Below are 14,058 nucleotides of genomic sequence, written 5' to 3' on the forward strand. Positions count from 1 at the left end.
ACCCATACTGGCTAACGGCGCAGTAAGATCGTAACCGTTCGAGAATATGGATCCCCGCCTGCGCGGGAATGACGAACTATATTTGCCTGGGCAGTGCTCCACAGGCCGCAGGCTAACTCACAGACCGCCGCCCCCTCCGTCGTCCCACCGCCCCCATCCGTCATCCCGGCGAACGCCGGGACCCATGGTTGCGCGCCGGGTGGTGGTTGCACGCTATCGCCGGGTCCACCGTGTCCATGGGTCCCGGCGTTTGCCGGGATGACGGGGGGAAGGGCCGAGCCCCCGCTCGCGACTGGGCTGGAGGCGGGGTTCCGAAATTATTCCCCTCCCGCGCGCGGGAGGGGCTAGGGGAGGGGATGATGACGAACACTCCGTACCAAGCCTCCCCCCGAACCCACGCGAAGTCGGGAGCCCAGAAGTGACTCCCCCAGCACGCACGCAGGCCGCGATCGAACTCCTCGACCAGATCATCGCCGCCGCCCGCGAGTCCGGCGCCGCCGCAGACACGCTGATCGCCCGCTATTTCGCCACCCGCCGTTACGCCGGCTCCAAGGACCGCCGCGCGGTCCGCGAGCTCGTCTACGCCGCGATCCGCAAGGCCGGAGACCGCCCCGAAAACGGTCGCACCGCGATGCTCCTCGTCGCCGACGCAGACCCCGAAGTCGCCACAACCTTCGACGGCTCCACCCACGCCCCGGTCCCGATCGCCAAGGACGAACCCCGCGCCCGCGCCGGTGTTGCCCCTCAGTGGCTAAGCAAGGCTCTCCGCGCATCGGGCCTAGATGGCGCCGCACTGACCGACCTAGCCGGCCGCGCCACGCTCGATCTCCGCGTCAACACGCTGATCGCCGACCGCGCGACCGTTCTCGCCGCGCTTCCCGACGCCGAAGCCACCCCCCACGCCCCGGACGGCATCCGCCTCCCGACCGGCACCAACGTCGAAGCACTCCCGCTCTTCAACGAAGGCGCGCTCGAAGTGCAGGACGAAGGTAGCCAGCTCGTCGGCCTCGCGATGCAGGCGAAACCTGGCGAGCGGATCGTCGATCTCTGCGCCGGCGCCGGCGGCAAGACGCTCGCGTTGGCCGCTACAATGAAGAACGAAGGCGTGATCCTCGCCTGCGACACCGACCGCAACCGCCTCGCACGCCTCGCCCCGCGCGCAACTAGAGCCGGCGCGACGATCGTCGAGAGCCGCCTGCTCAACCCGACGCGCGAGATCGAAGCGCTGAGCGAGTGGGCCGGTCGCGCCGACGGCGTGCTGGTCGACGCCCCCTGTTCGGGCACCGGCACATGGCGGCGCAATCCCGAGGCGCGCTGGCGGCTCACCCCCGACCGCGTCTCGCGGTTGCAATCGACGCAGCAGCAGGTGCTCTCCGTGGCCGCTACGCTGGTCAAGCCCGGCGGCGCGCTCGTCTACATCGTCTGCTCGCTGCTCGACGCCGAGGGAACGGATCAGGTCACCTGGTTCCTGAACGCGCATCCCGGCTGGACGACCGAGCCCCTGACTCTCCCCGCCGGCGCGAAGCACGGCCACGGCGTCCGCCTCGAACCCGGCCGCGACGGCACCGACGGCTTTTTTGTCGCGCGCCTCCGGGCTGCGTGCTAGCCAGCCGATCTATGGCTCAACTCACGGCCAAACCTGTATCCCGCCTGGAGACGATGATGCGTTTTTCGTCCGCTGCCCTTGCCGCCGCGCTGACCGTCGTATGTGTGTCGACTTCGCTCAGCGGGCAACGCCCCGATGCTCAGATCGACGCGCGCTCGATGCAGTTGTTGGCGCAGGGGCGTTCGCTGATGACGGCCGGCAACCTCGACGGCGCGACGGATGTGCTCGAAACGTCGGTCGCGGTCGATCCGCGCAATCGTGCGGCGTTCCTCCTGCTGGCGCGCGTCGCCGAAACGCGTGACCTGCCAGGCAAGGCAATCCGCCTGTACCGCGAGGCCTTGCTGCTGGAACCGAACGACGTCGCGGCGCTCAAGGGGCAGGGCGAGGCGCTAGTCGCAAAGGGCGCCGTGGTCCGCGCGAAGGACAACCTCGTGAAAATCCGCACGCTCTGCAAGAGTGTCTGCCCAGAAGCAACGCAACTCGCGGCGGTGATCGCAAAGGGCCCACCGATCGCGACGGCGCAGGTCGAGAAGACCCCAGTAGCGGCCAAGGACTGATCATCCATTTTCGTCATTCTGGACTTGATCCAGGATCCAGAGCGACGATCGTCGTATTCAGTAACTCTGGATCCTGACTTTCGTCAGGATGACGAAATTGTCTTGGCAGACGATGTCAGCTGACGGCTTTCGCCAATGCCACAAAGTCGGCAACCGACAGCGTCTCAGCCCGGCGTGTCGCCTCTACCCCGATCAGCTCCAGCGCATCGAGCGCGCCCGGCACACCCTTCAAACTCTGCCGGAGCATCTTGCGCCGCTGCCCGAACGCAGCGCCCGTCAGTCGCTCCAGAACAGCAAAGTTCACCCCCTCCGGCGCCTCGACCGGCACCAGATGTACGACCGCGGACATGACCTTGGGCGGCGGTGTGAACGCCGACCTGTGCACCGGCATCGCGATGCGCGCCGTCGAGCGCCACTGCGCCAGCACCGCGAGACGCCCGTAATGATCGTCATTGGTCTTCGCGACGATCCGCTCGGCAACTTCCTTCTGGAACATCAGCGTGCACGACTGCCACCACGGCAACCACGACGTCGACAGCCACCCGACCAGCAACGCCGTGCCGATGTTGTACGGCAGGTTCGACACGATATGCGGCTTGCCCTCGAACAGCGCCGGCGCGTCGACTTCCATCGCGTCGCCCTCGATCACCCGCAACCGCCCCGGATACGCCTCGCCCAGCTCTGCCAGCGCCGGGATGCACCGCCGGTCACGCTCGATCGCCGTCACCCGAGCACCCGCCGCGAGCAATGCGCGCGTCAGGCCACCAGGACCGGGGCCAACTTCGAGCACCTCGGCATTCTGAAGATCGCCCGGCACTGCTGCGATCCGCTTGAGCAACTGCCCGTCGAACAGGAAGTTCTGCCCAAGCGCCTTGCTTGCGTTCAGCCCATAACGCGCGATCACCTCGCGCAGCGGGGGAAGCTCCGTCAATGCAGCCTCGCTCACGACTGGGCAGCGGTCTGCGCGCGTAGGTCCGCCGCTTCACCCGCCATCGCGATCGCCGCGATCATCGCGCCAGGCTCGGCAAGGTTCTTGCCGGCGATCGCGAACGCGGTGCCATGATCGGGTGAGGTCCGCACGATCGGCAGGCCCAGCGTCATGTTCACGCCCTCGTCGAAATGGATCGTCTTCAACGGCACCAGCGCTTGGTCATGGTAGCAACACATCACGACATCGTACGTCTCGCGCGCCCGCGGGTGGAACATCGTGTCAGCCGCGAACGGCCCGGTCGCATCGATCCCCTCCTCACGAAGGATCGCGATCGCCGGCGCGATGATCTCGATCTCTTCGCGCCCTAACGCACCCTGTTCGCCGGCATGCGGGTTGAAGCCGGCAAAGGCGAGCCGCGGGTTCTCGATCCCGAAGTTCCGCAATAGGCCGCGGGCGGTCGCGCGAGCCTTGGCAACGATCAGATCCACAGTCAGCAGCGCGGATACGTCCTTCAACGGTACGTGAGTTGTGATCGGCACCACCTTCAGCGACGGGCTGGCGAGCATCATCACCGCATTATCGCCCGCCACACCGTAGCGTTCGGCGACGAATTCGGTCTGCCCCGGATGACTGAAACCGATCGCGTAGAGCTGCGACTTCGACACAGGGCCAGTGACCAGCGCGCGCGCCGCGCCCGTGCGGACGAGGCCGACGGCGAGTTCGAGCGAATGCAGTGCGCACCGTGCCCCGTCCGCGTCTGGCTCTCCCGGCACGATCGCGCCCGCATCGCCGACGGTGAGCACGGGCAAGGCAGTGGCGAACGCATCGGCTGCGGCCGTCATGTCGGCAACGCGGGCGATCGGCCCCGTCCAGACACGTTCGATCGCACGCGCGTCACCCACCGCGACGAACGGCGGCAAGCGATACGTATCGCGCGCATCCCAGGCCTTGGCGATGATCTCGGGCCCGATCCCGGCAGGATCGCCCATCGACACCGCCAGCGGCGAGACGCGGCTCACGATCCGATCACCGATATTCGACCACGGCGTCGCGCCGCAGATCGCGCAGCTTCTGCTGGGCGCGCAGATTGACGCGCTGCTGTTCGAGCTGCCCTTGGATCTGCTGCGAATTCGGCACCGAACCGCCAGCCGCTTCGTCTCGCCCGCACAATACCAGCGCGCGCACGCCCTGCTCGGCGGATCCGAAGGGCGGGCTCGATTCGCCGACCTGAAGCTTCAGCATCACTTCCTGAAGCTGCGGTGGCAGGTCGCGGATCCGGACCGTATCGTTGTCGACGACGTCCGCACCGATCCCGGCTGCGACCTTCTCGACCGTACCACAGCCACGCAGCTCCTGGGTCGCCTTGGCGAATGCCTGCGCTCGCGCCGTCGCCTGCGCCTGATCGGTGTTCGGCGGGAAGCGCAGCGTCAGCTGCTTCAGGCTAAGCTTGGCATCGCGCGGATCGGCGGTCAGCACCTGGCGCTTGTCGGTCAGATACAGGATCGAATACCCGCCCGAGACCTCGATCGGACCGGCAACCTGGCCGACCTGCATCGAAGTCGCGGCTTCGGCCAGCTGCGACGGCAGCGTCGCGGTCCGGATCCAGCCAAGATCGCCACCGACCGCGCGCGTCGACGCTTCCGAGAATTGACGCGCGTAATAATCGAACGGCTGCGCGCCCTTCTGAATTTCCTGCAGGATCTGCTTGGCGTTGGCATAGACCTGCTGGCTGTTCGCCGGCGTCGCCGCGAGATAGATTTCCTTGAGGTTGAACTCGTCGGTGCCCTTCGCCGCCTGGAGACGATCGATGATCGACTTCACTTCCTCATCGCCGACGTTGACGAACGGTTCGACACGCTTGCGCAGATAGCGCTGCCAGGCGAGCTCGCCCTCGATCTGGCGCTTGAGCGATCGCTCCGACGATCCAGATTCGCGCAGATACGTCCGCATCGCCGCCGGCGTACGGTTGAAGCGCTTCGACACCGCGTCGTAGCTCTGTGTCAGTTCGGCGGGCGTGATCACGACGTCGGCGGTCTTCGCCTCCTGGATCTGCAGCGTCTCGTCGATCAACTGGCGCAGGACCTGGAGCTTCAGCCGCTCGCGGTCTTCCGACGACAGCTTGGCTTCGTTCGCCATCGCCACCAGCGAAACCCGCTGGTCGACGTCGGTGCCGGTGATGACCGTGTCGTTGACGATCGCGGTCGGCTTGCGGACGTTGGGATCGACCTTGCCGAAGATCTGGAGGTTGGTCGGGATATCGAGACCGGTATTGTCCGGCACGCTCTGATCCTGCACCGTCTGCCCCGGAGCCGATTGCGCCCCCGGAGCCGATTGCGCCGACGCCTGCGGAGCCGGCGCGGACGTCGGCTGGGTCGGCGCGGGTCGCGATCCGCGTCGGCCCTGCGCGCTCTTGGGTGGCACAGCCTGCGCGATCGCGCCCGCTGCCAGTGCGGCCAGAACCACCGAACCGATCACACGGCCGCCACGCGCCGCCAGTCGAACATCATGCTTCAAGTGTCGGTATCCCATCATCGCACGCCGTAATCCGCACCGTCACTGCCATGACGACGCATATCCGGCGCGGCTTGCCCCAAAGTAGCTGAACGCGGGCTTAGCGGCCGAGGTTGGTGAAGGCCAGCGTCAACAGGAAGCTGTTGCCCTTACGCGCGTCGCCGGTGTCGTTGTACGTCCGCCGCCAAGTCCCGCCGAGACGCAGGCAGTCGTCCTCATATTGTATGCCGAGGCGGTGGCGGATCGGCGTAAAGCCATCGCTGCGCGACAACGGATCCTCCGACGCGTTGGTCAGGTCGACCACGCCGGAGCCGAATGCCGACCAGAACCGCGCGAACTGAACCCGGCCCGCGACACGGACTTCCTCGCGATCGCGCAGATCCTCGATCGACGCATCGATGTTGCGGTTGAGCTTGAGGTAGCCGACCAGGACGTAGGTCGCGCGCGAGCCGATTGTCGCGTCCACCTCGTTGCGGCGGATCGCGAAGCCGTCCTTGTCGAGCCGGTAGCGATGGACGATCGAGACGAAGTCGCGGAACCGGAGTTCGCTACGCCCGACGATGTCGGAGAAGCGGTCGCTGAGCCCGGTGCCGTCGGGGAGGATCGTCGGCCGCGTATCCACGCGGTAGCTCTGTCCGACGTTGGTGGTGAACGCGATACCCGGCAGGTCGAGCGCCCATTCGCCACCATAGGTGACACGCGACGAATCCTCGAACCGGTCGTAGCCGGCGAAACGGTTGAGCGAGAACAGGTTGGTGTCGTCGAGATCGACAGCGCGTGAATCCTCGTTCGGCAACGAGATATTGGCGACCTTTGGCGCCGCGACGAACTGGACGCGCGGCGTAAGGCGCTGCGTGCCGCCCAGGAATGTGCCGATGAATGGCCATTTCACGTCCACCGCAGCCGCCCCGATGACGCGCTGGTGAAAGCCTTCGAGTCCGCGATAGGTGGGAATCGTCAGTTCGTTGTCGCTGGTATTGTAGAGATCGCCGCGTGCGAACGCGGTGAACGTGACCTCCTGGCCCCAGTTCGTGAAGCGGCGCAGGTCCCATTGCAGGCTGGCAAACGCGCGCTGCGTGTCCTGGCCATCGGTGCGGGTCAGCGCCAGCGTGTTGAGCTGAAGCTGGAAACGGCCGCCGACCAGACCGTCGTCGAACCGCTTGCGATAATCGATCTCGGGCAGCGCGATCGGCTGCTGTCCCTGGCTGTCGGCGACGCGCAACGTCTGCGCGTACCAGCCGCTCAGCGAGAAATAGCTGCTGTCGTCGATCCGCTCCAGGCTCGCCGTGGTGCGCAACCGGTCGTCGCGCGAGATGTCGTAGCGGCGCAGGAACGTCCGGTCGGTCGTCAGGCGCAGCGAACCGCTCGCGGTCCAGTTCGGCGTCAACTGATAGCGCGCCATCCCGTCGATATAGCCACGGAACGCCATGCTGGTATCGGTCGTGTTCGCGGTCGCCAGATCATCGCTGCGCCGGCTTTCGGTCGCATAGGCGCGTATCTTGAACGCACCCTTCGAATTAAGCGCGGAATAATCGACCTGCGCCATCGGCAGCACGCTACTGTAGATGTGCGGCGTGACGACCAGCCCCTGGTTCGGGGCGAGCTTCCAGTAATAGGGGACGCTGACTTCGACGCCGTTGACGCGGCTATAGCCGCCGTTGGGCGAGAGCAGGCCGCTGTCGCTGCCGCCGCCGACCGGGTTCGAGAATTCGGGCAGCGGCAGGCTCGGCAGCCCGAACAGATGCAACCGTGCGCCCTTGTAGAAGATGCGCTTTCGCTCGGGGCGATAGGTAACGCGGACCGCGGTGATCTTCCACGTCGGTTCCTTGGGGCAACCGGCGGTGTTGGTGACGCTGCATGGCGTGTAGGCCGCCGTCTTCAAATTGACCGTGCCGTCGGCGTCGCGCGTGCCTTGCTGCGCGGCAAGGCGCCCGCCTTGTTCGAGCACGACGAGCATGTTGTCGACCACGCCGTCTTTCAGCGAATCGGTCAGGTTGATCTCGTCGCCGTACGCGATGTCGCCTTCGGGGTTGGTGACCGCGATGTTGCCGGTCGCGACGACCTTGCCGGTCTTGCGGTTCCACACGACCTTGTCGGCGCGCAACCGGCTGCCCTGGCGGAACATCCGGACTTCACCGGTCGCGGTGACGATATCGGTGTTGGTGTTGTATTCCAGCGCGGTCGAGCTGAACTGTACTTGATCGTCGCCCGGCGCCGCCGTCGCCGCGTTGGCGACTGGCGGGTCCTGCACCGGCGGCGCGACCGAGCGGTTCTGGAAGTCCTGGGCTTGAGCTGAAGTCGCAGCCTGTCCGGTCGCCAGCGCGAGCGAAAGGGCGCAACCCGCCAAAAGGTCGATACGCAACACGATCCGAACCAACCCCTTTGGCACTGAGCAGCCGTTTGCCGCCATATCGCCCGCCTATCGCACCACCGGCGCTTCGCTGCAATCGCATCCCGCAATCGCACTCCAGCGTATCGCTGCAATCATCGTGCGTTAGGGGGACCACCTTGCTTTGCCGTACCCGCGGCATCAACTTATGGCGTACGCACATCCGTTCAAACGCTTCCCGAGGTTTCTTCATGCAGATCGTCTTCGCCCCGACCGTTCCCGCCAACGCTCCAATCCTTGCTGTCCCCGTTGCAAAGGACGGCGTCGCGCAGATCACGTGGAGCGCGATCGGCGGCGATGTCGAGGCAGTGGCGACCAGCGCGGCGACTGCGGCACGCTTTGCGGGCGAGGCAGGCTCGGTGGTCGAGCTGTTCGTGCCGGTCGACGGCGCGGTTCGCCAGGTTCTGCTTGTCGGAGTCGGGGCCGGCGAAACTGCCGATTGGGAGAAGGCCGGCGGTGCGATCACCGCACGCCTGCTGACTTCGGGCGCAACCTCGGTCGTCGCCGACCTCTCGGCCGGCGCCACGCCGACGCCTAAGGCCGCCGCACACTTCGCCGCCGCAGCCGCCCAGCGCGCATGGCGCTACGACACGTACCGCACGAAGCTGGCCGAGAAGTCGAAGCCGACGCTGACCGAGATCACCATCGCGGGCGCGCCCGAAGGTACCGATTCAGCCTGGGCCGAGCAGCTGGCGGTTACCGGTGGGCTCGACCTTACACGCTGGCTCGTCACCTCGCCGCCGAACGTCGTCTATCCCGAGAGCTTCGTCGAGAAGGTGACGAAGGACGTCGAGGGTCTCGGGCTCGAGATCACGGTGCTCGACGAAGCGCAGATGACCGAGCTCGGCATGGGTTCGCTGCTCGGCGTCAGCCAGGGCTCGCGCCGTGAAGCACGCATCCTCGCGCTCAAGTGGAACGGGGCAGGGGCCGACGCACCCACCCTCGCGTTCGTCGGCAAGGGCGTGACGTTCGATTCGGGCGGCATCTCGATCAAGCCCGGCGCGGGCATGGAAGACATGAAGTGGGACATGGGTGGCGCGGGTGCGGTCGCCGGGGCGATGAAGGCGCTGGCCAGCCGCAAGGCGAAGGCGAACGTCGTCGGCGTGATGGGGCTGGTCGAGAACATGCCCGATGGTGCGGCGCTGCGTCCGAGCGACGTCATCACCTCGATGTCGGGCCAGACGATCGAAGTGCTCAACACCGACGCCGAGGGTCGTCTCGTGCTCTGCGATTGCGTCACCTGGGTGCAGCAGGCGCACAAGCCGACGACGATCGTCGATCTCGCCACGCTGACCGGCGCCATGATCGTCGCGCTCGGCACCGAGAATGGCGGCATCTTCGCGAACGACGACGCACTCGCCGACCAGCTGATCGCGGCGGGCAAGACCACCGGCGACACGCTCTGGCGCTTTCCGCTGTCGCCCGCGTACGACAAGCTGATCGACTCGCCGATCGCCGACATGAAGAACGTGGGGCCGCGCGGTGCCGGCTCGATCACAGCGGCGCAGTTCATCAAGCGGTTCGTCGACGAAGGCGTGAAGTGGGCACATCTGGATATCGCCGGCATGGTCTGGTCGGACAAGCCGGGCACGAACCACGACAAGGGCGCGACCGGCTACGGCGTGCGCCTGCTCGACCAGTTCGTCGCCGACAATTTCGAGGGCTAATTACGGATGACGGGGGACTCGCACTCCCCCCGTCATCCTGACGAAAGTCAGGACCCAGGATACCACGCGATGCGCTCAATAACTCTGGGTCCTGACTTTCGTCAGGATGACGGCGTGGTTTGAGCAGGGGGACGGAAACTATGCAGGTCGATTTCTACCACCTAACCAGCCCCCTCGACCGCGTCCTTCCGCGCATCGCTCAGCGAGTAGTCCAGACCGGCGGCCGCCTCCTCATCGTCGCCGAACCCGAAGAGCAACGCGTCGCGCTGGACCGCCTGCTATGGTCCTACGCCCCCGAGAGCTTCCTCCCCCACGCCCAGGCCGGCAGCAACGACGATACCGCCCAACCCATTCTAATCGCTCAAGACATCCAGGAAACCGCGCCCGCCAACGCCGCCCGCAACGTCGCAGTGGTAGACGGACGTTGGCGTGACCTTATCCTAACCTTTGACCGAGCCTTCCACATCTTCGACGACGAAGCGATCCGCGAAGCCCGCCTCGCCTGGAAAGGACTCGCCGACCGCGACGACGTCGAGCGTCGGTACTGGAAGCAGAATGAGTCGGGCCGCTGGGAACAGGCCGCATAGGTTGCTTTACGGCCGTCCCCCGCCTAAGCGCCGCGCATCCGATTACCGTCAACACAGGAGCCCGTGACCATCATGGCCGCGAACCGTACCTTTTCGATCATCAAGCCCGACGCAACCCGCCGCAACCTGACTGGTGCGGTCACCAAGATGCTCGAGGAAGCTGGCCTGCGCGTCGTCGCCTCGAAGCGCATCCAGATGACCCGCGAGCAGGCCGAGGGCTTCTACGCGGTCCACAAGGAGCGTCCGTTCTTCGGTGAGCTCGTCTCGTTCATGATCTCGGGCCCGGTCGTCGTCCAGGTTCTCGAAGGCGAGAACGCGATGCAGCGCAACCGCGACATCATGGGCGCCACCAACCCCGCCAACGCCGATGCCGGCACGATCCGCAAGGAACTCGCCGAGTCGATCGAAGCCAACTCGGTGCACGGTTCGGATTCGGACGAGAACGCCGAGATCGAGATCGCGTACTTCTTCAAGCCCGAAGAGATCGTCGGCTGATGACCTGGCGGCTGCGACGGGCTGAGCCGGGCGATGCGCCCGCGCTATCGCTCGTCGCATCCGCCACGTTCCTCGATACTTATGCGACCGTGCTGTCGGGGGCGGACATCGTCGCCCACTGCACGATGAAGAACAGCATCGCCACGTTCGAGACCTGGCTGTCCGATCCCGCGACGATCGTGACGCTGGCCGAGTACGAGCCCGGCCACGCGCCGATCGGCTACACGGTGTTGACCGCGCCGGACTTCCCGATCGAGCCCGGCCCCGTCGATATCGAACTCCGCCGCATCTATCTCATGAAGCAGGCTCAGGGCTCTGGGCTGGGTGCCGCGCTAATGGCCCGCGCACTCGAAGACGCCGCGGCGGCAGGCCGAACCCGCGTCCTGTTAGGCGTATGGGACCAGAACACCCGCGCCCGGGCCTTCTACGAACGCCAGGGTTTCGAGGTAATCGGCGCGCGCCAGTTCATGGTCGGTACCACGCTCCACGACGACCCGGTCTACGCGCGAGCAGTCTGAGCTGGGCGAAGGCAACTACCGCCTCCTTGTTCTCCCGCGAAGGCGGGAGCCCAGTCTGGACCCCCGCCTTCGCGGGGGAACAAGCTGTACTTTTTCTGGGGGCGCGACTTACGCCGCCGGCTTCTCTTTCGCCCAGATCGCATCGAGCTTCGCCTGATCGCCGCCACGCTGACGGACCCGCAGACCCTCCAGCTTCAGCGCGCGACCGCGCAACACCCGCCCCTCGGTCTTCCAGATCACGTCGTAGATTCCGCTGGCAGACCGCGTCGCGTCGCCATCGAAATACTGCACGCTGACCAGCACCGGCAGCCGTCCAGCCCGATCGTCCGGCCCACCATCGGTAAGCTTCAGCAACGGCGCCGAGAACCACGACCCGTCGATCACCGGCTCGGCCGGCGGCCGCTGCGCTGAAACCCCGAGCGCCCGCGGAAACGTGATCGTCACGTCCTGCAGGTCATGCCGCGCATCCTTCAGCAACAGCGTGTTGCCGCCATCCTGCACGATCGCCGAGAGATCGATCTTCGTCCGCTCGCGCGCCGCACTCGACTGCGCCGCGATCTTGTCGGCCTCGTTAGCGCGGTGATCCGACCAGTTGGTCCACAGCGTCAGCGCGGCAATGAGCACGCCCGCAACGGCCACGACCTCGGCCAACGTCACCCAACGCCGCCGCGTCGCCGCGGCCTCGCGGCGTTCGGTCGGTGTCTCGATGCTCATCGTCCGCCAGCCTCCAGCAGGCGGGCGGGGGCCGCCAGTTCCCAGCTCCGCGCGATCCGGTCCTCGACCAGCGCCCAGTCGGGATCGCCCGCGACATTCATGCCGACCCAACCCGTCGCGCCGAGATACGCAGGGCGAGAATACACGGCCGGATTCGCCTCGATCAGCATCGCCTGCTCGTCGCTCCCGCCGGTCTTCACGCACACCGTGGTCAGTCCATCGCCGTGATGATCCGCCCGGAACTGTGCGAACTGCTTGTCGGCGACAAAGAACGTCGGCTGACCATGCGACACGGTCTCTTCGGTTTCGGGCAACGCCAGCGCCGCCGCGCGAACGCGGTCGAGGGGGGACAGATCGGTCATCGCGTCACGAACTCCGCCAAGGTCTTCGGGTACAAGACATGCTCCGCCGCCAGCACGCGATCCGCAAGCGCCTTGGCATCGTCGCCGGCAAGGATCGGCACCTCGGCCTGCCCCAGCACCACGCCCCCATCGAGCTCCTCGGTCACGACATGCACCGAGCACCCGCCGGCGGCATCGCCCGCCGCGATCGCCCGCGCGTGCGTGTCCAGTCCCTTGTACTTGGGCAGCAGCGACGGATGGATATTGACAATCCGGTCCCGCCACGTCGCGACGAACCCGTCCGACAGCAGTCGCATATAGCCCGCCAGTGCAACGACCTCGACACCAGCCTCGTGCAACGCCGCATCGATCGCCGCCTCATAGGCCGGTTTCCCCAAACCTTTCGGCGAGAGCGCGAACGTCGCCAAGCCCTCCGACCGAGCCCATTCGAGCCCCGCCGCGTCCGGCTTGTCCGAAGCGACCAGAGCGATCTCATACGGACACTCGGGCGCACGCGACGCGCCGACCAGCGCCATCATATTCGATCCGCGCCCCGAGATCAGCACGCCGACGCGCGTCTTGTCAGCCATGCGTCGCGGTCCAGTCCTCGCGCGCGCTCCAGGTGCCCGCCGATCCGCGCACCGTGCAGCCATGCGACCCGGCGTCGATCCGCCCGATCGTGAACACGGTCTCGTGCGCTGCTTCGAGCGCCGCGGTCACCGCGTCGGCCTCGTCGGCACTCACGATCACGACCATGCCGATCCCGCAGTTGAACGTCCGCGCCATCTCCTCCGGCTCGATCGCGCCCTGCGCCTGCAGGAACGCCATCAACCGCGACTGCTCCCATGCATCCGCATCGACCACCGCATGCACGCCGTCGGGCAGCACGCGCGGGATGTTCTCGAGCAGGCCACCACCGGTGATATGCGCCAGTCCCTTGATCCGCCGCTCGCGCAGCAGCGGCAGCAGGCTGGCGACGTAGATGCGAGTCGGCGCCATCAGGTGATCGATCAGCAACTTGTCCTGATCGAACAACGCAGGGCGATCGAGCTTCCACCCGCGATCGGCGGCAAGGCGGCGAACCAGCGAGAACCCGTTCGAATGCACGCCCGACGACGCCAGCCCCAGCATTACGTCGCCCGCGGCGATCTCGCGTCCCGTCAGCATGTTGGTCCGCTCGACCGCACCGACGCAGAAACCCGCGAGGTCGTAATCGCCGTCCGCATACATGCCCGGCATCTCGGCGGTCTCGCCCCCGATCAGCGCGCAGCCGGCCGTCTTGCACCCTTCCGCGATCGAGGCGACGACGCGCTCTGCAACCGCCGCATCGAGCTTCCCGCTCGCATAATAATCGAGGAAGAACAGCGGCTCGGCACCCTGCACGATCAGGTCGTTGACGCACATCGCGACGAGATCGACGCCAACGCCTTCATGCCGGTCCCATTCGATCGCCAGCTTCAGCTTGGTGCCGACGCCATCGTTCGCCGCGACCAGCAGAGGATCGACGAACCCCGCTGCCTTTAGGTCGAACATCCCCCCGAACCCACCAAGATCGGCATCCGCGCCCGGCCGCCGCGTCGAGCGCGCGAGCGGAGCGATCGCCCGCACCAGCGCATTGCCCGCGGCGATCGAAACGCCCGCCTGAGCGTAGGTGTAAGGGCCCGAAGCGGGAGTGGCGGAGTCTGGCGTATCGGTCATGATCGGTGCTGCTAGCCACATCGCGCTTGGATTTCCACGTCTGC

14 protein-coding genes are annotated in these 14,058 nt (G+C 66.5%); 6 read left to right on the forward strand and 8 right to left on the reverse strand.

Annotated elements, in window-relative coordinates:
• Positions 1-418: 418 nt before the first annotated feature.
• Both O6W96_RS02785 and O6W96_RS02790 read left to right on the forward strand, forming a co-directional pair.
• The gene (locus O6W96_RS02785) at positions 419-1,606 is read left to right on the forward strand and encodes an RsmB/NOP family class I SAM-dependent RNA methyltransferase (RefSeq protein WP_353468139.1); all 1,188 of its coding nucleotides are present in this window, start codon (positions 419-421) and stop codon (positions 1,604-1,606) included.
• 56 nt (positions 1,607-1,662) lie between these two features.
• On the forward strand, positions 1,663-2,163 hold the full coding sequence (locus tag O6W96_RS02790; RefSeq protein WP_353468140.1) for a tetratricopeptide repeat protein: 501 nt from the start codon (positions 1,663-1,665) through the stop codon (positions 2,161-2,163).
• Positions 2,164-2,278: 115 nt separating this feature from the next.
• Here the strand turns inward: O6W96_RS02790 and rsmA are convergent, their stop codons facing one another.
• From rsmA to O6W96_RS02810, 4 genes are all read right to left on the reverse strand, one after another.
• The gene (gene rsmA, locus O6W96_RS02795; RefSeq protein WP_353468141.1) at positions 2,279-3,094 is read right to left on the reverse strand and encodes a 16S rRNA (adenine(1518)-N(6)/adenine(1519)-N(6))-dimethyltransferase RsmA; all 816 of its coding nucleotides are present in this window, start codon (positions 3,092-3,094) and stop codon (positions 2,279-2,281) included.
• 11 nt (positions 3,095-3,105) lie between these two features.
• Positions 3,106-4,113, reverse strand: coding sequence for a 4-hydroxythreonine-4-phosphate dehydrogenase PdxA (pdxA, locus tag O6W96_RS02800; RefSeq protein ID WP_353468142.1), 1,008 nt, complete (start codon positions 4,111-4,113; stop codon positions 3,106-3,108).
• Positions 4,114-4,120: 7 nt separating this feature from the next.
• Entirely contained in the window at positions 4,121-5,608 is a 1,488-nt protein-coding gene (locus O6W96_RS02805; RefSeq protein ID WP_353468143.1) for a peptidylprolyl isomerase, read from the reverse strand.
• Positions 5,609-5,705: 97 nt separating this feature from the next.
• The gene (locus O6W96_RS02810; RefSeq protein ID WP_435372168.1) at positions 5,706-7,970 is read right to left on the reverse strand and encodes an LPS-assembly protein LptD; all 2,265 of its coding nucleotides are present in this window, start codon (positions 7,968-7,970) and stop codon (positions 5,706-5,708) included.
• A 215-nt stretch (positions 7,971-8,185) separates the two neighbouring features.
• On the opposite strand from O6W96_RS02810, the gene O6W96_RS02815 reads away from it, so the two are divergent.
• From O6W96_RS02815 to O6W96_RS02830, 4 genes are all read left to right on the forward strand, one after another.
• Positions 8,186-9,661, forward strand: coding sequence for a leucyl aminopeptidase (locus O6W96_RS02815; protein WP_353468145.1), 1,476 nt, complete (start codon positions 8,186-8,188; stop codon positions 9,659-9,661).
• A gap of 140 nt (positions 9,662-9,801) precedes the next feature.
• Positions 9,802-10,248: a DNA polymerase III subunit chi gene (locus O6W96_RS02820; protein WP_353468146.1), complete on the forward strand. Its 447-nt coding sequence runs from the start codon at positions 9,802-9,804 to the stop codon at positions 10,246-10,248.
• 72 nt (positions 10,249-10,320) lie between these two features.
• Positions 10,321-10,743: a nucleoside-diphosphate kinase gene (gene ndk / locus O6W96_RS02825; protein ID WP_056058698.1), complete on the forward strand. Its 423-nt coding sequence runs from the start codon at positions 10,321-10,323 to the stop codon at positions 10,741-10,743.
• A complete protein-coding gene (locus tag O6W96_RS02830) occupies positions 10,743-11,261 on the forward strand; it encodes a GNAT family N-acetyltransferase (protein WP_353468147.1) in 519 nt (172 codons plus the stop codon). The genes ndk and O6W96_RS02830 overlap by 1 nt, the downstream gene beginning before the upstream one ends.
• 108 nt (positions 11,262-11,369) lie before the next feature.
• Here the strand turns inward: O6W96_RS02830 and O6W96_RS02835 are convergent, their stop codons facing one another.
• Genes O6W96_RS02835 through purM form a run of 4 tightly spaced genes read right to left on the reverse strand, consistent with a single transcriptional unit; the run spans position 11,370 to position 14,014 of the window.
• Positions 11,370-11,975 carry a hypothetical protein gene (locus O6W96_RS02835; RefSeq protein ID WP_353468148.1) on the reverse strand — a complete coding sequence of 202 codons (606 nt, stop codon included), beginning with the start codon at positions 11,973-11,975 and terminating at the stop codon, positions 11,370-11,372.
• The gene (locus O6W96_RS02840) at positions 11,972-12,337 is read right to left on the reverse strand and encodes an MmcQ/YjbR family DNA-binding protein (protein WP_353468149.1); all 366 of its coding nucleotides are present in this window, start codon (positions 12,335-12,337) and stop codon (positions 11,972-11,974) included. Before O6W96_RS02840 ends, O6W96_RS02835 begins: the two co-directional genes overlap by 4 nt.
• Entirely contained in the window at positions 12,334-12,906 is a 573-nt protein-coding gene (purN, locus tag O6W96_RS02845) for a phosphoribosylglycinamide formyltransferase (RefSeq protein ID WP_353468150.1), read from the reverse strand. Before purN ends, O6W96_RS02840 begins: the two co-directional genes overlap by 4 nt.
• Positions 12,899-14,014 (reverse strand): phosphoribosylformylglycinamidine cyclo-ligase, encoded by a 1,116-nt coding sequence (gene purM / locus O6W96_RS02850; protein WP_353468151.1) that lies wholly within the window; start codon positions 14,012-14,014, stop codon positions 12,899-12,901. Before purM ends, purN begins: the two co-directional genes overlap by 8 nt.
• Positions 14,015-14,058 lie beyond the last annotated feature (44 nt).

The sequence above is a fragment of the Sphingomonas faeni genome (assembly GCF_040407495.1).
Taxonomy (GTDB): Bacteria; Pseudomonadota; Alphaproteobacteria; order Sphingomonadales; family Sphingomonadaceae; genus Sphingomonas; species Sphingomonas faeni_D.